Annotated in this window: 21 protein-coding genes; 10 read left to right on the top strand and 11 right to left on the bottom strand. The window is 59.2% G+C overall.

Going from position 1 to position 22871, the window contains the following annotated elements; all coding sequences use genetic code 11:
* Positions 1–48: 48 nt before the first annotated feature.
* Complete coding sequence (locus tag NKH70_RS26215; RefSeq protein WP_353026416.1) at positions 49–2301, bottom strand: DUF4011 domain-containing protein; 2253 nt, start codon at positions 2299–2301, stop codon at positions 49–51.
* A gap of 535 nt (positions 2302–2836) precedes the next feature.
* On the opposite strand from NKH70_RS26215, the gene NKH70_RS26210 reads away from it, so the two are divergent.
* Entirely contained in the window at positions 2837–3664 is an 828-nt protein-coding gene (locus NKH70_RS26210; protein ID WP_353026414.1) for a thermonuclease family protein, read from the top strand.
* Between the two features lie 29 nt (positions 3665–3693).
* On the opposite strand, the gene NKH70_RS26205 is transcribed toward NKH70_RS26210, so the two are convergent.
* The 10 genes from NKH70_RS26205 to NKH70_RS26155 all read right to left on the bottom strand — a co-directional run bounded on the left by NKH70_RS26205 (position 3694) and on the right by NKH70_RS26155 (position 14664).
* Positions 3694–4332, bottom strand: a complete 639-nt coding sequence (locus tag NKH70_RS26205; RefSeq protein ID WP_353026413.1) for a hypothetical protein — start codon at positions 4330–4332, stop codon at positions 3694–3696.
* Positions 4333–4334: 2 nt separating this feature from the next.
* A complete protein-coding gene (locus NKH70_RS35860; RefSeq protein ID WP_502908399.1) occupies positions 4335–4844 on the bottom strand; it encodes a DUF4236 domain-containing protein in 510 nt (169 codons plus the stop codon).
* A 58-nt stretch (positions 4845–4902) separates the two neighbouring features.
* Positions 4903–5943, bottom strand: a complete 1041-nt coding sequence (locus NKH70_RS26190; RefSeq protein ID WP_352979427.1) for an OmpA family protein — start codon at positions 5941–5943, stop codon at positions 4903–4905.
* A complete protein-coding gene (locus NKH70_RS26185; RefSeq protein ID WP_353026411.1) occupies positions 5940–7253 on the bottom strand; it encodes a coiled-coil domain-containing protein in 1314 nt (437 codons plus the stop codon). Before NKH70_RS26185 ends, NKH70_RS26190 begins: the two co-directional genes overlap by 4 nt.
* Complete coding sequence (locus tag NKH70_RS26180; RefSeq protein ID WP_352517088.1) at positions 7253–8071, bottom strand: hypothetical protein; 819 nt, start codon at positions 8069–8071, stop codon at positions 7253–7255. The genes NKH70_RS26185 and NKH70_RS26180 overlap by 1 nt, the downstream gene beginning before the upstream one ends.
* Positions 8064–9497: a hypothetical protein gene (locus NKH70_RS26175; protein ID WP_353026419.1), complete on the bottom strand. Its 1434-nt coding sequence runs from the start codon at positions 9495–9497 to the stop codon at positions 8064–8066. Before NKH70_RS26175 ends, NKH70_RS26180 begins: the two co-directional genes overlap by 8 nt.
* Positions 9498–10351: 854 nt before the next feature.
* Positions 10352–10963, bottom strand: coding sequence for a nitrogen fixation protein NifQ (locus tag NKH70_RS26170; protein WP_353026418.1), 612 nt, complete (start codon positions 10961–10963; stop codon positions 10352–10354).
* Between the two features lie 323 nt (positions 10964–11286).
* The gene (locus NKH70_RS26165) at positions 11287–11487 is read right to left on the bottom strand and encodes a ferredoxin (RefSeq protein ID WP_352491466.1); all 201 of its coding nucleotides are present in this window, start codon (positions 11485–11487) and stop codon (positions 11287–11289) included.
* A gap of 40 nt (positions 11488–11527) precedes the next feature.
* Positions 11528–12745 (bottom strand): cytochrome P450, encoded by a 1218-nt coding sequence (locus tag NKH70_RS26160; RefSeq protein ID WP_353026409.1) that lies wholly within the window; start codon positions 12743–12745, stop codon positions 11528–11530.
* An 851-nt stretch (positions 12746–13596) separates the two neighbouring features.
* Positions 13597–14664: a hemin-degrading factor gene (locus NKH70_RS26155; protein ID WP_352591396.1), complete on the bottom strand. Its 1068-nt coding sequence runs from the start codon at positions 14662–14664 to the stop codon at positions 13597–13599.
* Between the two features lie 721 nt (positions 14665–15385).
* Between NKH70_RS26155 and NKH70_RS26150 the strand changes: the two genes are divergently transcribed.
* The 9 genes from NKH70_RS26150 (at position 15386) to NKH70_RS26110 (ending at position 22764) form a co-directional block, all read left to right on the top strand.
* Entirely contained in the window at positions 15386–15706 is a 321-nt protein-coding gene (locus tag NKH70_RS26150; RefSeq protein ID WP_023678237.1) for a HesB/IscA family protein, read from the top strand.
* 264 nt (positions 15707–15970) lie between these two features.
* Positions 15971–16216 (top strand): NifU family protein, encoded by a 246-nt coding sequence (locus tag NKH70_RS26145; RefSeq protein WP_352472419.1) that lies wholly within the window; start codon positions 15971–15973, stop codon positions 16214–16216.
* Positions 16167–17384 carry a cysteine desulfurase NifS gene (nifS, locus tag NKH70_RS26140; protein WP_353026408.1) on the top strand — a complete coding sequence of 406 codons (1218 nt, stop codon included), beginning with the start codon at positions 16167–16169 and terminating at the stop codon, positions 17382–17384. The genes NKH70_RS26145 and nifS overlap by 50 nt, the downstream gene beginning before the upstream one ends.
* Positions 17381–18589, top strand: a complete 1209-nt coding sequence (gene nifV, locus NKH70_RS26135) for a homocitrate synthase (RefSeq protein ID WP_353026407.1) — start codon at positions 17381–17383, stop codon at positions 18587–18589. The genes nifS and nifV overlap by 4 nt, the downstream gene beginning before the upstream one ends.
* Positions 18586–18966 (top strand): nitrogenase stabilizing/protective protein NifW, encoded by a 381-nt coding sequence (gene nifW / locus NKH70_RS26130; RefSeq protein WP_353026406.1) that lies wholly within the window; start codon positions 18586–18588, stop codon positions 18964–18966. The genes nifV and nifW overlap by 4 nt, the downstream gene beginning before the upstream one ends.
* A gap of 190 nt (positions 18967–19156) precedes the next feature.
* The gene (locus NKH70_RS26125; protein ID WP_352466656.1) at positions 19157–20008 is read left to right on the top strand and encodes an electron transfer flavoprotein subunit beta/FixA family protein; all 852 of its coding nucleotides are present in this window, start codon (positions 19157–19159) and stop codon (positions 20006–20008) included.
* A gap of 18 nt (positions 20009–20026) precedes the next feature.
* Positions 20027–21136, top strand: a complete 1110-nt coding sequence (locus NKH70_RS26120) for an electron transfer flavoprotein subunit alpha/FixB family protein (protein WP_352776721.1) — start codon at positions 20027–20029, stop codon at positions 21134–21136.
* Positions 21137–21145: 9 nt separating this feature from the next.
* Positions 21146–22453: an FAD-binding protein gene (locus tag NKH70_RS26115; RefSeq protein ID WP_352591524.1), complete on the top strand. Its 1308-nt coding sequence runs from the start codon at positions 21146–21148 to the stop codon at positions 22451–22453.
* 11 nt (positions 22454–22464) lie between these two features.
* The gene (locus tag NKH70_RS26110) at positions 22465–22764 is read left to right on the top strand and encodes a ferredoxin family protein (RefSeq protein ID WP_023678245.1); all 300 of its coding nucleotides are present in this window, start codon (positions 22465–22467) and stop codon (positions 22762–22764) included.
* Positions 22765–22871 lie beyond the last annotated feature (107 nt).

Genomic DNA, 22871 nt, shown 5'->3' with positions numbered 1-22871 from the left:
CGCTTGAATATGCAACCCGATCCGTCAAGGATCACAACGTGAACAGGGCTAACTTATAGACGCGGACAAAACGGGGAGCACGTCACTGCCCTGAAGCTCGGCTCTAGCAGTCTCTAGCGTTGCTACGCTGTCGGCAAGGTCACCAGCCTGTTCCAGCCCGGAGTCCCAAACTGTGGCTGCGAATGCCTCAGGGCTCGCATCGGGGGCTGCCGCAACTCTCTCGCCGGTCATCACTAGCCTGAGGAGTCCTGCAAGCGTGTCCGGTAAAACCGTAGACCCCAGTTCTTGATTTAGCCGCTCAGCTTCTTCCCGTAAGCGTGGGAGCAACACGGTTAGCTGGCGCGCACGAACGAAACCATCTTTCGGAAAGTCTGAAGGAAGCTTAGCAAGCTCTGTCTCGAGACCTTCGATTGGCGTGTCGATAGCCGTCGCCACCAACTGCTCCGACAGTTCCTCGGATTTGCGGTTGAAATCCGTTCCTGACCAGAGAAGCGATGAAGTGTCTTTCGGACGCTCATCCCATACCGGCGAGACGAGCGCCTCGGCAGGAAGCCCAGGCGCGGACGCAAGAAGTTCAGCGCGATCTTCTATCTCACCGCTGTCGCTGAGAATTTGCGGAGGCTCGGCCTCGATCCGCTCAGCAATATCGACCAGTTTGGCGTGCAGCGCCTTGGCTTGATCCAGCAACGCCGCGATGCGTGGGACGAGCCTCTCAATGGTCGTTGGAAGAACGACATCCAGGCCAACTCCCCTCCATGGGTGGTGGATGGGCAAGCCGATCTCGTTGATCCGTTGAGAGACCTCATCGAGCAATTTGCGACGTTGCGAAACGCCATCATTTGTCCAGCTTGTGGCGTCCGTAAGTTCGATGTCCACGGGTTTCTGACCGGCCTGCCTTAGGCGGGTCAGCTGACCTAGAACCTGATAAGCGGTGAGTTCGGAGGCTCCATACGGAACATGCATCCTTGTAGCATGTGCATTGAGTTTATCCCTAGCCTCCAGCAGGCGTTCAGTCAGGGAAGAAGGAAGCTGTCCCCTAGGCGATCCGAGTTGCCAGGTGCGCCGCAGCTCCTCCAGCATCATGCGCTTGTTCGCCTTGTTACTATGGAGCTCGAGGCAGGCGTCCCCCACTCCGGCAGTATCAAGCCGTCGCTTCACGACTTCCAGCGCAGCCATTTTTTCGGCCACGAACAGCACGGTCTTTCCGTCGGCAACGGCCGACCCGATAATGTTTGCGATCGTCTGCGATTTTCCTGTCCCAGGCGGACCTTGGATAACGAGGTCGCGACCTTTTCTTGCATCATGGATCGCCAGCGTCTGAGAACTGTCACTGTCGACGATATGCAACATTTCGGCAGGCGCAATATGCGGATCAATCGCATTGTCGTCCGACATCAGCGGTTCGCGTGCTTCGAAACCATCTGAAAGAAGCGAGCGGATCTTCGGTTGTTCGATAATCTTTGCGCCATCCGGCCAGAGATCCGGATCCAGGTCACGGTACATCAAGAACTTAGCGAACGAGAAGAAGCCGAGCACCATATCATCGGCAAGCACCTGCCAACCCTCTTTCGTCGACACTGCTTCGGCAACGGCATCGAGATAGGCCGAGACGTCGAAGTCGTCTCCCACTTCAAAACGCGGCAGGGCGAGCTTGCGGATGCGGTCGAGATAGAGTTCCAAGGAGAGGTTTGCGGTAAGATCTTCCGGACGAGCTCGCAGCCGAAACTTTTCTCCAGCGGCCCCTCGCTCAAGCCGTACCGGCACCAAAATGAGAGGAGCCTGACGGATGTTTTCTTTGTTGTTCGGGTCAATCCACTTCAGCATGCCAAGGGCCAGAAAGAGGATATTGACGCCCTGCTCTTCCTCAAGTGTGCGGGCATCGTGGTAGAGATCAAGGAGCCGGCGCTGCAGCCCCGTTGGGGTCATCCTCGTCTGAAGCTTGGTGTCAGAATGTCGCGCAGATACCCCTCTATCGTCGAATCCTTCGTCCTCAGGCTGAGCAAGAGCAACGGGGGAATAGTCGATTTCCTCGTCTGGAGGGCTGCTTTCAACCTGGCCTGCCTTCGGCCGATCCGGCTTGCCGGCCAGGAAGGTAAAAGCCTTTCCTTCGCTCACCAGCAATCGATAGATCTCAGACGACCTCTCGTCGACAATATCGATCGTCTTCGCGCTCTTTGAAAACCGTGGCACATTCAAAAGTCGGTTGCGAGCAGAAAGGTCGAGCAATTCCATCCTGGCTCGCTCGAGCTTTTCCTTTAAAGGCAGATCGCTTTGGAAGACCGATTTTTCAACTTCCGACACTCACACCCCCCTGATAGGCTGGACACATAGAGCCTACACAAGGGCTGTCCGCAACATAAAATGCTCGTTTTTCAACTTCGAATGGCTGCCACCAACACTTCAATCGTTTTAGTATTGTGAGCACCGCGGCTTAGTGGAAAATTGCGGATGTTTGTTTAATGTTCCGGACACTTCGCATCCCCACCTTGATCTCGAGGTTCCCTTTCGGACAAAATGCCATCATACCTCTGGACGAGGTGTTGGCAGCTCTGGCATCTGCCTCGCCGGCCACGACCAACTGGCGCAAGCCGACTTCTTTTTCAATCGGCCCTCCTAATTGCATTCCGAGAAAACTTGTAGGCTCCAGCGCGGAAAGATGGTCGTGTTCACGAAAAGGGCAACTACAAAGTCGTGACTTCGGGCTGATCTGCGAAGGCACCATGGTGTTCAAAGCGCCGAACTACAAGGCAAACCAGCGCCAGCGAAAAAGGCGCCTACGAAGCGTGCAGAGGCACGTTAGAAATCATGCAGCCTGCGTTTCGCAAAGGATCGGAAATTGAATAACAATCGCTATTCTCATCGTCGCCGCGCGCGACCAAGGCGCGGCGCGGAACCAATCGTCCGCAGACGTTTCTTTCCAGATGTGCCCTTGCCTCTGATCCTGGTGATGGTGGTGGCCTTGGCTGCTTACGCGACCCACTATTTTACAGGCTCGGGCGACCAGTTACGCGGTCTGGATATAGCAAACTCGACCGGGTCGAGACCGGCGCCGATTGTAGGCATAGCATCGGTGATTGATGGAGACACGATAGAGATCCACGGGCAGCGCGTCCGCTTCAACGGCATCGATGCACCCGAAAGCCGCCAATACTGCAATGACGCTAGCGCACATCAATACCCCTGCGGGCGCCAGGCGGCCGAAGCACTGGCGAATTTCCTTGCGGCTTCGCAGCCTGTCCAATGCACATTTGTTTCATGGGATCGGTACCGTCGCTTCGTCGGTGATTGTCGGCGCGCGGACGGTGTCAGCGTCGCGTCCTGGATGGTCGAACATGGCCGAGCCTTGGACTGGCCCCGCTATAGCTACGGCGCCTATGCGCAACAGCAAACTAATGCTGAAACCGCAAAGGTTGGAATCTGGATTGGGACTTTTGACAACCCTTGGGATTGGCGCGAACAACATGCCGAATCTGCGAGCCCAACCAAAAGCCCCCTTGGGCTTGTCAGCCGTCGCCAAGTAGCACAGAGCTACTCATGCCAACCTCGCCGCTTTTGCACGGAGATCTCATCTTGCGAAGAAGCGCGTTGGTATCTCGCCAACTGCTCATGGGGGAGCAAGTTGGATCGAGATAGCGATGGGATTCCATGCGAAGGCGTTTGCTGACCTGGCCATGCTTTGAGCCATCGCCACTATCAGTCCCTTGAGTGCGCGTTCAGCGTTATGGATTGGCGGTCGGAGCTTCGATGCAATTGCGCGAGTGCCGATAGAGCCTGGCAAAAGGGCTGGCTGACGTTTGTCTTGGAAAATTCCACCAGCTCGTTAAGTCCGGACGGGCTAGAAAACCGCAACGCTTCGTAGCGGCAGACAGGGATCTGCCGATTGTCTTTGAAGCGCTTGTCGGGCCCGCCGTTTTTGTTTGGGTGAGCCCAGGTGTAGCTCACGATCTCCGCATCAGATGGAACTTTGCCGGTCTCGATGAAATTACTCGGGGCGAATTGGGTCTGCAGATCGGCATATCCGACTGCGCCGTATCGGTTTCCGTCCTTCACCAAGACGAGGTCTGGCATGAAATAAAGGACTTGCCGGCCGACATGGAGCGAAGGTGGAGTGACGTTGCTACGAACAATTTTAGGCAAGGAGCTTTCAAGCGTGGTCGGCTTTTTGTCGACCAACATCGTCGCGCCCGCATTTCGCTTCCAAGCCGTCAGTTCCTCTATTTTGCCGCCGGCGGCGACATGCCATTTCCCTGCGCAGCCAGTGAGAGTTTCGAACGCGCCGACAAGTCGCCCGTAGGCAGCCTCCGCGTCTTTTTCCAGATCGTAATAGAGCACGCTTACCCGGCGGTAGCTGTCAAACTGCCAATGAGCATACCCGGCACAACGGCACCGACGCCCAGCGCCGGTGCGGCACCTCCGAGCTTGGTCCCCACAAGGAAACCTGCAATCCCGAACAGAACCGCGAGTGCTACGGACAGCCGCGTCTGCGATTGCCTTGCATTGATTTCATCGAGCACATTGGCAAATGTCTCATCAAGCATCTCCACCACATCGCGGGACTCGATTTCCCTCATTACGACGCCGTCAGAGACGTACTCCGGGGGCGACGATTGTGGACGGGGTTGCGGCGCGGATGGGGTTTGAGAGAGCTGGACTACCTTCTTGGCGCTAGCCTTGCCTAAAGTGCCACGATAGTAGAGCCCACCGACGCCGGCGTGGATGTAGTGACCTCGTGGCCCAGTGCCGATGCGGAGGCCCTTCACGCCAACGGAAGCGCCAACCCCGCCGGACGAAAAGTTAAAGCGGAATGGTCCCGCACTGATCGATTTTCGAACGTAAAACCCCATAGCCCAATCCCCCAACTCAACTGCCGTACCGGCTAAGGCGCCAGTCTCTCGTCCCCATTCATGGCTTGGCGCCACCAACCGGCGCCAATTTTGATCGCTGCCTCACCCTAATCTCGATGCGCCTTCGAGCCCGCACATCGCCCATCTGCGCTCCGTCGGTGAGATGATCGCCGGGCAGGATGAGCTGACCACCAGACATCGGCAAAATCGTAAACCCCTTTAATGCGGGCATGTCACTGAGCACACTTGTAACTGAAATCGCGCGCGCCAGCCCAAGGCCGGCATTGTCGGCGGGATGGAGTGAGCCGATTTCCACTTTCCCTGACAGGACCGGTTGGAGCCCCTTGTCCATGTTGGAGGATTCGCCCGCCATTGCCTGTTCGTCCGTGTGTCCAATCACCTCAATCACGTCGACACCGTAAGAGGTCGCAGTGCCGGCGATTGTCTTCGCAAGATCGCGCAACTTTGTTTTGAACGGATCCGAAAGCTCTGCGCTTCCGGTATCGAAATTATAGCCATCCAGTTCGCTAAGACTAATTATCGGCGGCCAGTCGTGAGGTTTTGCTGCTTGCGTCTGCTCTGCAGCCTTCTTGAGCGCGTCAGTCAGATCCTGCAGCCCTTTGTCGGAGCCGATGTAACCAAATTCTTTCAAGACCTTCGCCGCATCTATCATGGCCTTAGCCTGGTCAACGCTTATGTCGTTGTTCGCAAGGACCTTCGCGACAGGGGCATTTCGCACGACCTCCTCCAGGGAAATACCTGCTTCCTTGACCGACCTAACAGCATCCTTGGCCAGGACCAGCTCGCGCCATTCTTCGTCGGGAACGGTTCCTCCGCTCGCGGGCTGAAACACCGCTTTTATCTGAGCCAGAAGCCGCTTGTTTTCGGCTTCGAGCCTCTGCACGTTTTCCTTGTTTGATTGAGCGGCTCGGAGTGCCTCATCGGTCTCTCTCTGCTTTTTCGTGATGATAGCACCGGCTGCTAGCAGCAGGCAGAACACCAAAAGCAGCATCGTCTCGGCCATGGTCAGGCCCAGTATCAAACCGCGGCCGTAACCCTTGCGCTCGAAGGCGACCGAAGTCCCACCAGCGTCGCTCACCTGCCCCACCAACTGGTTCGCTTACGCGGTTCCGTTCGTTCGGCGGGAGGCTCGCTTCCCAGAGATTGGAAAGCGTCTGGTTCGGGCGCAGGCTCGACCCTAATCGGTGCGCTCTCGACGGTGTCATTTGCGACCAGATCTGCCAGGTGCTGTTCGATCGCGATAGGAGCGTTGAGAGGGGGAACAGGCCTCGGCGCGTGAAGGGTTCTTCCTGCCAAGGTTGCGACAAGGTCTCCGGTGTCCTTGCTTTGCTTTTGCACCACTGCAGCAAGCGCCTGGGTCAAGCGCTGTTGTGCCTGAACGCTCTCCGCTGTTTGCTCTGCGGCTGCCACAGCCCTTTCCACACCTGCGGCCACTTTAGCCACAGCATCCACGATGCCAGCCATGCGGCCTTGCTGTTCCTGCGAAGCCGTCTCTGTTTTGACAGCATACTGAGCGACCGCGCTGCCAAGGAGTTTTACTATCGGCACCAGATCGTTCTTAAGGACCTCATCGGGGACGACAACCTTTTCCAACTTGGTGGCTACGCTGTCGGCCTGTTCACCCAGTCTGCGAACTGAAGAGGACATTGAGCTGTTGGCTTTGTCGAGCAGATCGGCTGCCGCCTCGAGGCGCTGTGCGATCGAGGAGAACTGACTTTCGATCTGCCCAAAATTATCGCTCAAAGCGTTGCTGAGCTTTCCCGAGGCCTCTTGAACCGGTTTGATCGATTCCATCGCGATTTTATCCAGTGCCGATCTTATGTGCTCTCCGTTCCGCTCCGCTTGGACGGCAATTTCGGCAAAACCCTCCTCCAACATCTGATTGCTGACGCGGCGAAAGTCAGCGAATTCCCTGGTTACACTTTCCATCTCAGCTCTTACACGCCGCGTCATATCCGCGAGTTCGTGCCTGGCCGTCCGTTCGATGTCGGCAGGATCGCGGCGCATCTGATTGTAAAAGATCCGTAGAGCAATGCCGGTGATCGTCGACGTCACGGCGATGCCAAAGTTCCGCACGATTGTGTCAGTGGATCCTTCGGACCCAAACTGAAACAGCGATACGCCGAGACTCGTCAACGTAAACAGGAAACCCATGTAGTAGAGATTGTCGCCAGTTTGCTCATCGTGGAGCCGTAGCTTGCCGGTGAAGACGGACGCGGCAAGATAGATGAGCATCAGGCACACCGGTGCGCTCGCCGCCATTATCGGGTCTACGCCCGACAGCTTGGCTATTGCGATGAACACGCAGCCACCCAGGGTTAGCGTCGCAAAGACGACAAGGGGCAGGCTCGGATGTCCTAAGAACGACTCCCCTCGCTTCTTGGCCATCAGTTTAACCCCTCCAATCCTACCAGCTTCTCAAAATCACCATGATGGCTTTGAACCCACCGGGTCCAGAACTCTGCATGTTCGTAAGAGCCAAATGGCTTCTTCGCCCTGTCGACGTAGAGTAACGTGACCCCAACGCCATCAAGCGATGTCCCGTAAGTCCTGTCAGCCGCGCTATCAAGGTACTTCTGATAATCGAGGCCCGAACGATATTGTGAGTATAGCGCCGTATGTTCAATCATATCTGACGCGACTATTATTCGCTTTGCGGTCTTCTCTTTCGCCAAACCGCTATCGAATAGCGACAGTTTGATTTTCTGAATTCCGGCCATGATCGGAGATTGGCTCGCGGATTCTCCATTGGGAATCTGGTCGGGAAGCTTCGTCAACGGGTCCTCGAACGCATCTTCCCATTTCTTCTGCCGCCGAGACGGATTGTTCGTCCAGCTATCGACCGTCGAGCCATCGCCCGGATTGCATCCATCAAACATCACAGTCAGGTCGCCGGGCGTCGCGCCCAGCGTCAATATCTTCAGATAGCCGCCAGGCTCGACGCGCCCAATGGTCTTGCGGAATTCATTCTTCAGATCCGCCATGGTTATTGGCGAAATCGGGTCGGTGGCGTCGATCAAGACCGCCGTCAGGCTTACAGGACCGCCCAACGGGCAATTCGTGCTGGCGTCGATTTGGTCCTTCCCGGATCTCGACCACATCCAAACAAAACCGGCCAGCATCGCAGCCGACAGCACGGCCAATCCGACGGCTGCGACAATGGTGCCGCCACTGCCTTTCTTTCTTCTGCGGCCCCGCCTAGCCATTCACGCTGTCCGGATGAAGCTTGTCGAGATCTCGGTACTGTTCGATCCCGCGCTCGCATTCCAGCCCGATGAGCCGCACCTGAGCGTTGAGTTCTTCCTGCGCGTCACGAATTGAGGCGCTCAGGTCCTTCTCGCTCCATTCATCGTCGGACGATATCAGGGGTTTTATGCGCTCGAGTCTGGAGGGCGTGACAAAATGTCTTGGCGCTGGCTCTGTGCGGGCCTGGATATTGGCCTCCCTGTACTTTGCGAGAAGCTGGTTGCAGGCTCGCTCTAGCTGGTCTTGATGCTGCGCAAAGAGCGTCAGCAGCCTCGACCGATGATCGATGATCGCCCGATGCTCCCTGCGTCTGCTCCCCAGCCGCTTGACGATGTCCTCCACCTTCTCGTTGTGCTCATCGCGCACCTCTTGCAGAGCCTCGATGAGCTCGCTCTTGCGCTCGATGTAGTCTTCCCTGCGAGCGACCAATCTGTTTTCGACACCCGCATAGCCCGGGTATGGATCTAGAACGAACCAGCCATCGATAAACGCAAAGATCGAAAACATGAGGCCGATCGCGAACAGAAGCCAGGATTTCACGTCCATAAGGCCGGCGGGATTGGCGAGCATGCTGCGCACGACCTCGACGCCGGCTCCGTCTACAAAGGATCCGCTGACTTCGCGGTAATGCGCAAGCGCTAGGTTTATGGTCAACGCCAAGCCAACATAGGCCACTATCGACAGCGCGCCGATCAACTTCACAAAAACCGATCTGTGAGTCACCAGGCGTGCACAGAATATTGCGAACAGCAGTGCGGCGCCGATGTTCAAAAACGAGAACGCGGCGGCTTCGAGGAGCCCGCCAAAGAATCCCTGTTCATTTCCCTTGGCAAGGAAATTTCCGTTCATCGCCGTTTCAATCAGAAACAGGAAAATCAGCAAGGAAATTCGGAAAACGTAGGCTGCTCCGTGCTGAATCCTAACGGCGCGCACAAGCCCGTGCTTCTGTTTGAACCAGGCGTGCTCCTTCTCCGCGTCGTTGAGCGATTTTCGCAATCCGTGAAGTTCGTCCAGGCCTACCGCGATCGAGGCCTTGAAATCAGAAACACTGGCGGCGTTCGCCTGACGGATCAGACCAAATTGCTCTTCAAAGTCGAGGCCCGCCAAACGTCCGGAGAGAAGCTGCAGGCTATCCTCGAGGGTGTGGTGTGCCGCCTTTTTTTCGTCCTCGACCCTCTCGATGACTGCATGCTCAACGTCGTCGAAATTCTTGGCCGCCTTCGGAGGTTGGTTCGCCTCGCCCCGCTGCTTTCCGCGATCTCCAAGATCCATTTCGCGATCAATTTTCGCGACATCCAAGCTATTGAACAATTGGGTGCTGGCGCGGAAATCGTGATTTGCCTCTAGCAGAGACTCTCGCAGTTTATTTAGCTTTTCGAATTTTATTCCCACAGCACCGCACCCAGATTTTGTACCTCTGCCCGCACAAATGGCTTCTATGCACAGTAGAAGCAAAGGGCAACTGCGTCTTCGCAACTCTGCGGTCCACTGCTCACGAGACGATCGTCTGATGTAAAAATGACAACGATAGCTGCCGTGGCAAGCGGGCTTGGGCGAATGAATAGGCCAGGCAGCATACTCTTCTCCGCCGGGCTTTGTGGCGAAGGAACTGAAGATCACGCCAATGAGCTGATAAAATCGACTCCAGAGGCGTTTGCGCAGTAGCAGAAGCGCGCGCCCTATTTGGCTGGGACGAGACTGCCGACCGCAATGTCCGCCGTCCTGTGAAACCGTCTACGACCTCGATTGCTTCGTCGGCGACGTTGATTCGTTTGAGGCCAACAGAATTAGTCTTGAGCTTGATCGCCAACTTTTCTGCATCCTTCAACCGGGCCAACTGCTGCTCCAACTGGGCTTGCAGCTTTGCAATTTCCGGTTCAGGTCGAAAGTCGCCTTCTCTTCGAGCGCCTTTCTTATCGGCCCGCTGAAAATCGGTCGAAGTCTGGCGTTACCAGGTATAATGCTGACGTCAACAATGGACGCTTCGATATACCCGTCCACGTGGCCAGTTCCGTTCGTTCTTGCCGACTGGTTCTGCTGGGTGCAGTTATTTATGGCGCCTTGCTTGCCGCAGGGGCCATTCGCAGGTCGCGGCCAGTCATCTTGCCCAGGAGGCCGAAAAGAGGGCTATCGCTGCCGAAATGGCCGTCTCAACGATGGCGTCCGTCGAGATTTGACAACAGACATATGGCGCGGCGCGAGCGCTGACGCTGTACGACTGACGCAAGCGGCTCTCAATCCTAGGCGTTGTCCTTGGTCCGTGTGAGGCGGCTTTCGCCTTCCTCCGGGCCGAAGCAGCTTTCGAAATCATTGCAGTCCCGGCAACTGGGGGCGCTGCACAGCGAAAAACCTTCGGCCTCGCAGAGCTTTCGGTAAAAGTATTTTTTCCATTTCATGTTTTGGGTGTTGCCGGCCGCCAGCGTCGGAAAATGCGAGGCGAGCAGGCGGCCGAGGTCGGTTCGATTAAAAAGGCCAAGGTCCTGCCAGAGGTGGTCATTGCGCATGGCACGCCGGGCGATGATCTTGGCGAAGCGGGCGCTCGCCGGGTCGCCATGTCGGGCATGCGCCAGCAGCAGTCCATGCAGAAGTTCTTCTTCCAGATCCGGCTCGGGCTCGCTCACCTCTTTCAAGGCAAACGCGTTGATAGGAAAAGCAGGGAAACAGCGGACCAGGACATCGCGCAACTCGGCGCGCGAAAGTCCGGTTGCCTCCGTCGCCGTCGCCTCGCCGGCCTCGATCTCCTCGAGCGCACGTGAAAGCACACAGGCAAGCACATGCTGGTCGAACCTCCTCTCCAGCTCGATGTGCGGCCATTGGCCGGTGCTGAGCCGGGCATAATGTTGGGCAAATATGGTGCGTTCTCCTGGTTTCGTCCTATCAAATCATGCAGAGACCCGGCCTGCCGCAACATGGGTCGGGCAGTTCTTCGGTATGGCACTCCGGGTCGCCTCGCGTCGAGTAGTTCGGCAATTCTCGTCTGGTCCATCGGCTCTGACGCAAATTCTGTGATTGGAAGAGGTGTTCGCGAACCCCTGCCCTGCCGTTTGCGCCTCACGGGGAACACTGGCGCCGGAAATGCCCCTGCAGAGTTGGACGTGAACCGTGCGGGACAGAGGTCGCGTGCTGAGTGCGGCCACATGGTTCAAGCCCGCCAGACTCTCGGTTGAATGAGTCCTCAAAGCGCGCAGCGGGTGAGTTCCAGCGCACGTTCAGGACAGGATCGCGCGCCCCGCGATGCAGGCAGTTCCTCCCCTTCCGCAACTTCAATGTCACCAGGCAGGATGTAGCCCTCGTCATCAAGCTTGAAGATGTCCGGCGCTTGCGCCGCGCATCGCGCGTGACCCTGGCATTTGGCCTTTTGGACGATGATGCGCATGGCGCTGCCTCCATTGTCTGTGCCCCGGGTCGGGGCGGGCCTAAGACCAGTCCAGGATCAAATTTTCGATCCCGAACACATGGCCGCCAGAAGTTATCGGTGCCGTACCCTGCTTGATCCTGAAAGTCGGGATGCGCGCCAACCACTCCTCCAGGCCAATGACAATCTCCCGCCGGGCAAGGTGTGAGCCAAGGCAACGGTGGGGACCATAGCCAAACGCTGCGTGGCGGTTGTCCTCCCGCTCCAAATCGATCGTGTTGGGGCATTCGAATTCCGCCGGGTCACGATTGGCAATCATCGTGGCGCAGGAAACATAGTCCCCCTTCCGGATCGGCGCGCCTTCGAAGTCGATATCTTTCGTAGCCACGCGGATCAACTGAATGGGCGGATAGGCCCGCAGCAATTCTTCGGTTGCGAGCGGGATGCGGTCCGGTTCGCTCCGCAGCAATTGCTGATCTTTGAGGTTGCGCGCGAGGTACGCCAAGTCAAAGCCTATAGCTGCTGCGACCGTGTCGAGCCCAGCGACGAAGACAAGCACGCCGATGCCGCGGACTTGGGTGTCCGTCAGCCGGCGGCCCTCGACCTGTGCCTGCACGATAAAGGTCATGAAATCGTCAACCGCCTCCTGGCGGCGCATGGCTGCAAGTTCGTCGATGAATGCCACGATCGTCCGGGCAGCCACAGGTCGTTCCTTATCGTCGCCGTGGAGCAGATCTTTCCCCCAGCCGACGAATGTATCGAGTCGGTCATCGGGCAACCCCAGAAAGCGAAGAAAGGTGCTCACCGCGAAAGGAAAGGCAAAATCCTTCATCGCGTCGCAGCTTGTGCCCGATGCGACAATTCTATCGATCAGCATGATCGCTTGTTCGCGGACAGCCGGCTCCAACACCCTCACCCGCTTTGGCGAAAGCAGCGGACTGAGCAGTGAGCGAAAGACGCCATGGGCCGGTGGATCGAGCTCAAGCGGGATCGTCGGCCAGTTTTCACCCAGTATGGAGGAGAAGATGCTGCGATGGCTGGAAAAAGTCTCTGCGTCCTGCAGCACCTTCCGCTGGTCCGCGGCACGGGTGATGACCCAGGTACCCCGGCCATCTTGCGTGTTGTAGCGGGAGTAAAAGATCGGAGGCCCGTCATGTACGCAAGCGACAGCTGCGTGTGGATCCCCGTTGGGTGTTGGTGGCATCCCTGGCGATGTAAACAGGCTGAAGTCCCTCACCATTTCGGGCGGGACATGATCTGGAACGGGGTTGGTCGCCATTTTGTTTTCTCTACATTGGCGTTCATGGCTCGATTGAGATTGCACCGCTGTTCATAAAGTCGATTTCCAGCATGGGCACGTCTCTTGTCGGGCGCCTTCTAGATTCTGTCGCCTGATACAGCCCACCTGCACCAGCGCGGATGAGATCGGTTGCGAAGTCGATCAGAAGGGGCATCTCCGCCGCGCTGCGGTCATGAAGCAAAGCCGCCGCTTATCCCCGTTAGGGTTGAGAGGCTGGTCAATCACCTCTGAGCTCCGTGACGCACTCATGATGCCCTGCTGATCAAATTGTCGAAGCAAGTCGCGTGCCGGATAGGCGTACCCATGGCGCTGCACCAAGCAATGCCAGCCTGCACTAGGCCCGCCGCTGATGATCACCTGTCCACCATTCTTAGGACAACGTCCGACAACCGACATCCGTGGTCGGTTTTGTCGAGTCCGCGACATCGGGCTGTTCGGCTTGGCTGCTGCTGCACAGCCTTCCGGTCGACGAGCGAGGAGATCGCTCGCACGGCCCCGATTGAGCAACGACGCGATGCAGCGCAAGGTTCGGGTGCGGTCCGACAAGACCCGGCCGCGCTTCCGCTTCGGTTCGGCGCTGATGGCATATGCGTTGTTGTAGCCGCTGCAAGGATTTCCGGTCAGACGAGCGATGCACTCGTGCGCAGCGATCCGGCCGGCGACGAGCCTGACTGTATCGATGCGGTCAATTCCGGCGTGCACACCTGACCGTGCGTATGCGCTAACACGGCAAGCTCTATCGCACATGGACCTATATTTCCTCGCGAGCCGCTGTCGGAACGTGGTGCCGAGTCCTATGGCGGCCGGTTCAATCCGAGGGCCTGTCGACTCTACACATCCCTGTCGGTCGGACCGGGAACGCGTGGCAGACTCTCGGCCAGAAACCGCCAGTCGCTGCGCTCGCGTTCGCCTTCCTTGCGCGTGCCGAAGAACTGGATGATCATCTTGCCGTCGGCGCCATAGGCTTCAATGGACGTGACGTGACCGTCCCTCGTCGGCTTGCGCACGGCCCAGACCTCGCGGATGTGATGGGTCCTAAGATGCAGATGGAAGGTCTCGTCGAGCACATTGATCCGCGGCCCGATCTGCTTGACCGACTTGATCGGGCCGGAATGGATCTGGATGCAACCATGATTGCCGACAAAGCACATGATCGGCATCTCGTCTTCGGCCGCCTGTTGGAACAGGGCGCCAACGGCATCATTGTCGAGCAGCCAGGCGTAATCCTCGTCGGCCATACGCATCGCCTGGCAGCGGCTGAGCTTCAGTGCCTTCAACATATGGTAGAACTGATGCACGTCGCTCAGCCGGCTCCAGTGCTCGCGTAGGTCGTCGACCGTGGCGGCTTGGTCTGGACTCACTGCGTTATCGAGCGCCCCGCTCGCCTCGACCGATATGATCGGCTCCTGGTCGGAGGATGCGAGCTCTGCCGCCAGATTCTGATAGGCCTGCAGGTTCGAGGCGGGCCCGAGATGTACTTTGTGCATCGCCTCGCCGGTGGCATCAAAGAATTGCAGGCTGCGGCGGATCTCGGCTCCCTCGCGCTTCTCGACGGCGAAGCCATACGCCCACGCTTTCGGGAAGATGCGCAGGTCGATCTCGTCGCCGAGCACCATGGCATGCGGGTTGCCGGTGACCACTTTGTCGTAGACGCCGATCTTTTGGTGCACGGCACTTTGATTGCGGGTGACCGCCATCACCTCGCCGACCGCTTCGAGGCCGGTCAGCAGATCATCGACGCGCGGCTCGATGCGCACCGCGCCGTGACCACAATGCGCCGCGACCAATTCGGCTTCCGAAATGCCCAATCGAGCGGCGAGATCATGCTCCCGGATTTTCGGATTGTCTTCGCACGCCCGCCGGATTTCGTCCGGCGACGGTTTCTCGCGCTGGTCCATGTCTTACCCCTGCTTCCACCTACGTGTGAGGATCAGCTGCCCTGCCGGTGAGTCTTCAGCCGATAGGGCGCGCCGCGATGCTCGACCCTGATCTGCTGCTAGCCCGTGAACAAAATGTCGCTGGACAGCGTGCGCACGTCGTCGCACCCGCGCGAAAACCGGGGGTGCTATCGGAGCGGCGAGACCCGAGTGACACGAGCAGGCACATGCCGATGGAATCTCATCGAGCCGGTCGGTGGCCACCGGGCGGTGGTGAGCGATTGTGGGTGTTGTCGCAATCGGCCAATCGGTCATTCGGATGCCACGGGCGGCGCTGCTTCGCCAAACCAAGCGTGTCTGACCCAGTCCTGACATGTTGCTCCCTTGCTTCGCCGCATCGTTCGCGAGGGCACCCACGACAATTGTGGATCGGCAGTCTCTTGCCGCCTCGCCAGTGGAGCTTCAAAAACCGTGCCAATTGCGCCCAAGCAAGCTCAGAAGGAGTCTTCTGTAATGGTCATTGGTTTAATGTGAGTTCAGCCAACAACTCAGGCCCAACATCCCGCGTGGCGGACCCGACAAACCCGACGTACGTGTCGGTTGGCCGACACCTTCGCAGCAATGGACTCACAAGAACCACCGCAGGGTCAGAGATGCCGCGCTGCGTTGAAACGGTTTTCGCTTTGGCACGGTGCATGCAGCGTGATGCGCAAGCAGGTCCCGGACTGAGGAGAATGGAGCCATGATTACGCTCACCGACAACGCTGTTGCCGCCATCAAGACTGCTCTTTCCCGCGCCAGCGAGCCGGCGGAAGGCTTTCGCATCATGGTCCAGGCCGGCGGCTGCGCCGGCTTCAAATACTTAATGGGCCTGGAGAGCGTGTCGCGCGAGGGCGACGCGATCACCGAGACAGATGGGATCAAGCTGTTCGTGGACGCGGGCTCCCAACCGCATGTCGCCGGCATGACCGTCGACTTCCTCACCGGGCTCGAATCTTCCGGCTTTGTCTTCGATAACCCCAACGCGCGCGAGAAGTGCGGCTGCGGCAAGTCCTTCAGTTGATCGCCCGAAGCGCCTGTGCGGGTCCATGAAGCGATTGCCGCCGACGGACTCATATGCGGCAGAGGAGGCTTATATGGCCGGCACAACAGATGTCCCTGTCCTCAAGAACAAGGCAAGGTCGAAGCCGATCTTGGGACCGGCAATCGCTTCAGGTAGGACGCAAAGAACGTCGCCTCCCGAAACAGTTCGGTTCCTGGTGGCACCCAAGCTGCTGGCCGCCAAATCGCGCCGCTGCGCCAAATTCGGCTTATCGATAACGTTGTCGTGTTCGGGCGTCCTTACCTGCGGGCTGACGGCGGCGACTGCGGACTTGTCCATGTCGACGCCGATCCGGTCTACGTCAAACTCTCGGGCGTCTGCGCCGGCTGCCAGTTTGGGCCCATCATCATCAACGGCATACGCCAGAGGCTCAATGAGGCGGTCGCGCGCTCGCGTCATTCCGGTCAACTGAGGATCGCACATGAAACCTGTCTACCTCGACAACAACGCAACCACACGGGTCGATCCTGAGGTCGTGCAAGCGATGTTGCCGTTCTTTAGGGATCAATTCGGCAACCCTTCGTCGGCGCACGCTCTTGGCGCCTCAGTCAGTGCGGCGGTGAGAAAGGCGCGGAGGCAGTTGCAAGCTCTGATCGGCGCGGAGTTCGACGATGAGATCACCTTCACCTCGGGTGGGACAGAAAGCGACAATGCAGCGCTTCGTTCGGCGCTCGAGGCGGCGCCCAACCGAACCGAGATCGTGACGTCCGCGGTCGAGCATCCCGCCGTGCTGACGCTCTGCGCGCATCTTGAGAAGACCCGCCGCGTCAAGGTGCACAGGATCCCGGTGGATTGCCGTGGCCGGCTCGACCTCGACGCCTATATGGCCGCCCTCACCCCACAGGTGGCAATCGTCTCGATAATGTGGGCGAACAATGAGACTGGTGTGATCTTCCCCGTGGCCAGGCTTGCCGAGTTGGCCAAGGAAGTGGGCGCCCTTTTCCATACCGATGCTGTGCAGGCGGTCGGCAAGCTTCCGATGGACCTGAAGTCGACCGCAATCGACATGCTGTCGCTCTCCGGCCACAAGCTGCACGGGCCGAAAGGGATCGGCGCGCTTTTCGTAAAACGTGGCGTCAATTTCCACTCGCTGATCAAGGGGGGCCACCAAGAACACAACCGGCGTGCTGGCACCGAGAATACGCCCGGCATAGTCGGGCTCGGCATGGCGGCCGAACTCGCCTTGAAATTCATGGACGACGAGACCACACGGGTAAAGTCGCTCCGCGACCGTTTAGAGGACGGGATTCTCCAGCGCATCCCAAGCACCTGTGTCACTGGAGATCCCCTGGAACGGTTGCCCAACACCGCAAACATCTCCTTCGAACATGTCGAAAGTGATGGAATTCCACTCCTCCTCAGCCGCGTGGGCATCGCGTGTTCCTCCGGCTCTGCCTGCACCTCCGGCTCTCTGGAACCGAGCCATGTCCTGAGCGCGATGAAAACGCCACACGCGGCAGTCCGCTTCTCCTTGGCGCGGGACAACGGCGAAGCGGACGTCGACCGGGTGCTCGAGGTCATGCCGGCAATCGTGGAGAAGCTGCGTGGCTTTCCCAGTTCTGGGCCGGGTAACCGAACCTCCGAAGACGGTCAATCCGGTCTATGCCTGAGCGGCAGCAGAACCGGCTACCGTTCATGACCCGTCATGTCTTTCTCAACGATACGACCTTGCGCGATGGCGAGCAGGCGCCCGGCGTCGCCTTTACCACGACGGAAAAGCTGGAGATCGCCGAGTCTCTTGCGGCGGCCGGCGTCACAGAGATCGAGATCGGCACGCCGGTCATGGGCGCCGACGAGATCGAAACAATTCGCGCCGTGGTCGCGCGGTGTCTCCCGGTTCGGCTCATGGCCTGGTGCCGGATGACGTCGCTGGATCTCGATGCAGCGATCGAGAGCGGCGTCCACGCCATCAATCTATCGCTGCCTGCGTCGGACATCCAACTTGCCGCCAAGCTCGGCCTCGATAAGGCGGGAGCGCTCCAGGTCATCGAACATATGGTGAGGCGCGCAGCCGCCGCCGGCTTCTTCGTCGCGGTGGGCTGCGAGGATGCCTCGCGGGCCAATCGGGATCATCTCGCCCGCATCATCGAGACGGCTGCACGCGCCGGCGCAAGCCGCGTCAGGCTAGCCGACACAGTCGGCGTTCTCGACCCGTTTTCGACCTTCGAACTTGTCGCCCAGCTTGTGGCGCAGTCTCCAATCGACCTTGAATTTCATGCGCACAACGATCTCGGACTTGCTGCCGCCAACACGCTGGCCGCGATCCGCGCAGGCGCGCGCCATGCGTCCGTCACCGTCCTGGGGCTCGGCGAGCGTGCGGGCAATGCCGCGCTGGAAGAGGTGGCCGCCGCGATGGCGGTCTTCGACGGCGCGGATACCGGCATCGAGCTGACCGCATTGCCCGACCTCGCCGCCCAGGTGACTTGGGCCGCCCGCCGGCAGACCGCGGCCATTAAGCCGGTCGTCGGCGCCGATGTTTTCACCCACGAATCCGGCATTCACGTCGCAGGGCTGCTGAAGGACTCGCGTACTTATCAAGGGCTCGATCCGGCTCTCGTGGGCCGCTGCCGGCGTATCGTCATCGGCAAGCATTCCGGCGCCACTGCGATTGCCCATGTGCTGAGCGAAAGCGGTCGCGATCTCGACCCGGATCTGGCAGCCGCGATGGTGGCCCGCGTCCGGCGCGAGGCGGCCGAGACCAAATCGACCGTCACTGCAACTCAACTGGTCGAGCTCTACGATGGAATGTGCAGCGAGGCATCCCTCGCGGAGCTGTGCGGGTCCAGGTCAGCCGTGCGCGAGCGCACCGACACCACAGTTTTCCGACCAGGGAGAATGCAATGAATTGTTCCGCTGACAGCCGCCCCATCGATGTCACCGACATCCTCGCACGACTGAAACGCCTGTCGGCTGCGGAGGAGTTCTTCGCAGTCCTTGGCGTCTCCTATGATCCGAAGGTGCTGAATGTCTCGCGGCTCCATATCATGAAGCGCGTGGGCCAATACCTTGCCGAAGAAGATTTCTCCGGTCTGCCCGACCAGGTGATTGCCGCGCGGGTGCGCGCGACGCTCGAACGCGCTTACGAGGACTTCGCGGTTTCCTCGCCGCTCACCCATCGGGTCTTCAAGGTGCTCAAAGACCACGATCCGAACAAACCTGCCACGCCGGGCCGCACCTTTGTCCCGTTCGACTCCGTACTGAAGCGGTTCGGACAGAAATGACCGCGACACTGGTTGCGACGCGACAATGTCGAGAAGCCGACAAATGGGGTCATCACCACGGTACGGCGCCTTCAGAAGCAACCAACCGAAGTTCTAGGAATAGGGGGCAGCAAAACAGTTGGCACGAATGATGCAAACCTAGGAGATAACCGCCAAGCCCGCATCCGACAGGAGCCTGGAGAAACCGCCAATGCACATCGTAATCTGCATCAAGCAGGTGCCGGACTCGGCACAGATAAGGGTCCATCCGGTGACGAACACGATCATGCGCCAGGGTGTTCCGACTATCATCAACCCTTACGACCTGTTCGCCCTCGAAGAAGCCCTCAGACTGCGCGACGCCTATGGTGGCGAAGTCACCGTGCTCACTATGGGCCCGCCCATGGCAGAGGACGCGCTGCGCAAGGCGCTCGGTTACGGCGCCGACCGAGCGGTGCTCTTGACCGACCGCTATTTTGCCGGCTCCGACACGCTGGCGACCTCGTTCGCCCTTTCCCAGGCAATCGCGAAGGTTGGCGAGACGTTCGGCACGCCAGACCTCGTCTTCACCGGCAAGCAGACGATCGATGGCGACACCGCCCAGGTCGGGCCCGGCATCGCCAAGCGCCTCGGACTCCTGCAACTGACCTATGTCGCGAAGATCGCCTCTATTGACCTTGCTGCACGCGAGATCAAGGTCGAGCGCCGCTCCGAAGGCGGCACACAGATGCTGAAGAGCAGGCTCCCTTGCCTCATCACCATGCTGGAAGGCACAAACGAGATCCGCCGGGGCTCGATCCAGGACGCCCTGTGCGCCGCGCGCAGCCAGGTCTTGAAATGGAGTGCGGCCGACGCCGGCATTGAGGATCTCACCAAATGCGGCCTGCGCGGTTCACCGACGGTCGTCAAGCGCGTTTTCGCCCCTCCTGCGCGGGCGGAAAAGGCGGCAAAAATCGACACCGCCGAGATGGCTTTGCGCGATGTCGCTGACGAACTCATCACGGCAATCTTCACCCGCCAGCCGGCATTGGAACATGAGCTCGCCTTCAACGGCGGCGCGTGAGAGGGCAAGGATCAGACGATGTCGAACGCGAACCGAGAAACCCCTCGCCCTGCCGCCGGCCGTGCCGGAATAAAGAAGGAGCTGCCCGCGCATTTCAAGGACTACCGGCACGTTTGGGTTTTCATCGAGCTCGAACGCGGCCAAGTCCATCCCGTATCATTCGAACTGCTCGGCGAAGGCCGCAAGTTAGCAGACAAGCTTCAGGTCCAGCTTGCGGGCGTCGTGCTTGGACCGCCGGGAGAGGCCATCGGGAACGCCGTTGCCGAAGCGTTCGCTTATGGCGCCGACCTTGTCTACATCGTCGAGGCGCCGCTGCTCGCCGACTATCGGAACGAGCCATTCACCAAGGCGATGACGGATCTGGTCGATACCCACAAACCCGAGATCCTTCTTCTCGGTGCCACCACACTCGGCAGGGATCTTGCCGGCTCCGTGGCGACGACCTTGCAGACAGGGCTCACGGCCGACTGCACCGAACTCGATGTGGATACCGACGGTTCGCTCGCCGCCACCCGTCCGACTTTCGGCGGTTCCTTGTTGTGCACGATCTATACGCTCAATTTCCGCCCCCAGATGGCGACAGTGCGACCGAGGGTCATGCCCATGCCGCAGCGGGCGGATAAACCGGTCGGGCGTGTCATCCGGCACAAGCTCTCGGTAGCCGAGGACGAGATCGTTACCAAAATCCTCGGCTTCCTGCCGGATAGTCAGTCGGCAAAGGCAAATCTTGCCTATGCCGACGTCGTGGTTGCGGGAGGCCTCGGTCTAGGCGCGGCGGAGAACCTGCAGCTTGTGAAGAATCTCGCGCGAGCAATCGGCGCCGAGCACGGCTGTTCGCGCCCGTTGGTCCAGAAGGGCTGGATGCCAGCTGATCGGCAGATCGGCCAAACTGGCAAGACCATCCGGCCGAAGCTTTACATAGCGGCCGGGATTTCCGGCGCCGTCCAGCATCGGGTTGGCGTCGAGGGGGCGGATCTCATCGTGGCCATCAACACCGACCCGAACGCGCCGATTTTCGATTTCGCTCACCTCGGGATCGTCACCGACGCGATCCGCTTCCTGCCCGCACTGACGGAAGCCTTCACCCGGCGGCTGTCGCCCCACAGTCGCGACAAGCTTGCGAGCTAAGGGATGGACATGATTGAGGAACAATTCGACGCCATTGTTATTGGGGCCGGCATGTCCGGAAACGCAGCTGCTTACACCATGGCCAGCCACGGCCTGAAGGTGCTGCAGTTGGAGCGGGGTGAATATCCGGGCTCCAAGAATGTCCAGGGTGCCATCATGTACGCGAACATGCTGGAGAAGATCATCCCGGATTTCCGGGACGATGCGCCTCTCGAGCGGCATTTGGTTGAACAGCGGCTTTGGGTGATGGACGACACATCCCATACCGGGATTCACTATCGGTCGGACGACTTCAATGAGGCGAAGCCCAACCGCTACACGATCATCCGTGCCCAGTTCGATAAATGGTTTTCGCGTAAGGTGCGCGAGGCCGGCGCGACGGTTCTGTGCGAGACCACCGTGACGGAACTCATCCGTGACGCCAAGGACAGGGTGATCGGCGTCCGCACAGACCGGGCCGGCGGAGCCATCTACGCGGACGTGGTCGTCCTCGCAGAAGGCGTATGCGGACTGCTTGGCACGCGGGCCGGCCTGCGCGAGATGCCGAAGCCGCAAACCGTGGCGCTCGCCGTCAAGGAAATGCATTTCCTGCCCGAAGAGGTCATTGAGCAGCGGTTCGGCCTCAAAGGCGATGAAGGCTGCGCGATCGAGGCGGTGGGCACGACCTCCCGCAGCATGGCCGGGCTCGGCTTCCTCTATACCAACAAGGAGTCGATCTCACTGGGCATTGGCTGCCTCGTCTCCGATTTCGCCGCGATGGTCGAGAGCCCTTACGTCCTCCTCGACGCCTTAAAAACCCATCCTTCGATCCGGCCGCTGATCGCCGGCTCGGAAGTGAAAGAATATTCCGCGCATCTCATTCCCGAAGGCGGCTACAAGGCTATTCCGCAGCTCTTTGGCGACGGTTGGGTCGTGGTCGGCGATGCCGCGCAACTGAACAACGCCATTCACCGCGAGGGTTCGAACCTCGCCATGACCTCCGGCCGCATCGCGGCTGAGGCAATCATCGAGGTCAAGAGCCGCAACGGTCCTATGACCAAACGGAATCTCGCCCTTTACAAAGCCATGCTGGACAAGTCCTTCGTGGTCAAGGACCTAAGGAAATACAAAGACATGCCGGCCTTGCTCCACACCAATTCCTGCAATTACTTCACGGCTTATCCGCGGTTGATGTCGCAAGCCGCGCAGAACTTCATGCGTGTCGACGGCACGCCGAAGATCGAGAAGGAAAAGGCGACCACGGCGGCCTTCATCAAGGCGCGCTCGCGCTGGGGGCTGGTCAGCGACGCGGTCCGCCTTGCATTGGCGTGGCGCTGAGGGGAGACGAAATGACGATCGCAGTGACGAAGTCACGTGTCGAGGACAAGCTTTACCAGAACCGCTACTTGGTGGATTCTGGCCGTCCGCATATCAAAGTGCGACCGCACGAGAGGCCAAGCGCGAACTTGCTCGCGCTGACCCACGTCTGCCCCGCGAAATGTTATGAGTTGAACGACAAAGGTCAAGTGGAGATCACTGCCGACGGCTGCATGGAGTGCGGCACCTGCCGGATTTTGTGCGAGACCAGTGGCGAGATCGAGTGGAACTATCCACGCGGCGGCTTCGGAGTCCTCTTCAAATTCGGATGAGGACGCACGCACCGTATCAAGAGGGTCAATCTTGGTACACCTGAGGTCGCGACCAACGCCAAGTCTATCTTTGCTTGAATTGCCGCGCCACGAAGAGAAGCTCGTGA

The organism is Mesorhizobium sp. M0991 (assembly GCF_040318915.1).
Taxonomy (GTDB): domain Bacteria; phylum Pseudomonadota; class Alphaproteobacteria; order Rhizobiales; family Rhizobiaceae; genus Mesorhizobium.
This window is presented reverse-complemented; position numbering and strand designations above follow the sequence as displayed.

Coding starts and splice junctions, on each gene's coding strand:
- NKH70_RS35860 (WP_502908399.1), bottom strand. CDS start 4,844: ATGGGGTTTTACGTTCGAAAATCGATCAGTGCGGGACCATTCCGCTTT.
- nifS (WP_353026408.1), top strand. CDS start 16,167: ATGAAACCTGTCTACCTCGACAACAACGCAACCACACGGGTCGATCCT.
- NKH70_RS26115 (WP_352591524.1), top strand. CDS start 21,146: ATGATTGAGGAACAATTCGACGCCATTGTTATTGGGGCCGGCATGTCC.
- nifW (WP_353026406.1), top strand. CDS start 18,586: ATGAATTGTTCCGCTGACAGCCGCCCCATCGATGTCACCGACATCCTC.
- NKH70_RS26185 (WP_353026411.1), bottom strand. CDS start 7,253: ATGGCCAAGAAGCGAGGGGAGTCGTTCTTAGGACATCCGAGCCTGCCC.
- NKH70_RS26150 (WP_023678237.1), top strand. CDS start 15,386: ATGATTACGCTCACCGACAACGCTGTTGCCGCCATCAAGACTGCTCTT.
- NKH70_RS26125 (WP_352466656.1), top strand. CDS start 19,157: ATGCACATCGTAATCTGCATCAAGCAGGTGCCGGACTCGGCACAGATA.
- NKH70_RS26155 (WP_352591396.1), bottom strand. CDS start 14,664: ATGGACCAGCGCGAGAAACCGTCGCCGGACGAAATCCGGCGGGCGTGC.
- NKH70_RS26110 (WP_023678245.1), top strand. CDS start 22,465: ATGACGATCGCAGTGACGAAGTCACGTGTCGAGGACAAGCTTTACCAG.
- NKH70_RS26165 (WP_352491466.1), bottom strand. CDS start 11,487: ATGCGCATCATCGTCCAAAAGGCCAAATGCCAGGGTCACGCGCGATGC.
- NKH70_RS26120 (WP_352776721.1), top strand. CDS start 20,027: ATGTCGAACGCGAACCGAGAAACCCCTCGCCCTGCCGCCGGCCGTGCC.
- NKH70_RS26160 (WP_353026409.1), bottom strand. CDS start 12,745: ATGGCGACCAACCCCGTTCCAGATCATGTCCCGCCCGAAATGGTGAGG.
- NKH70_RS26180 (WP_352517088.1), bottom strand. CDS start 8,071: ATGGCTAGGCGGGGCCGCAGAAGAAAGAAAGGCAGTGGCGGCACCATT.
- nifV (WP_353026407.1), top strand. CDS start 17,381: ATGACCCGTCATGTCTTTCTCAACGATACGACCTTGCGCGATGGCGAG.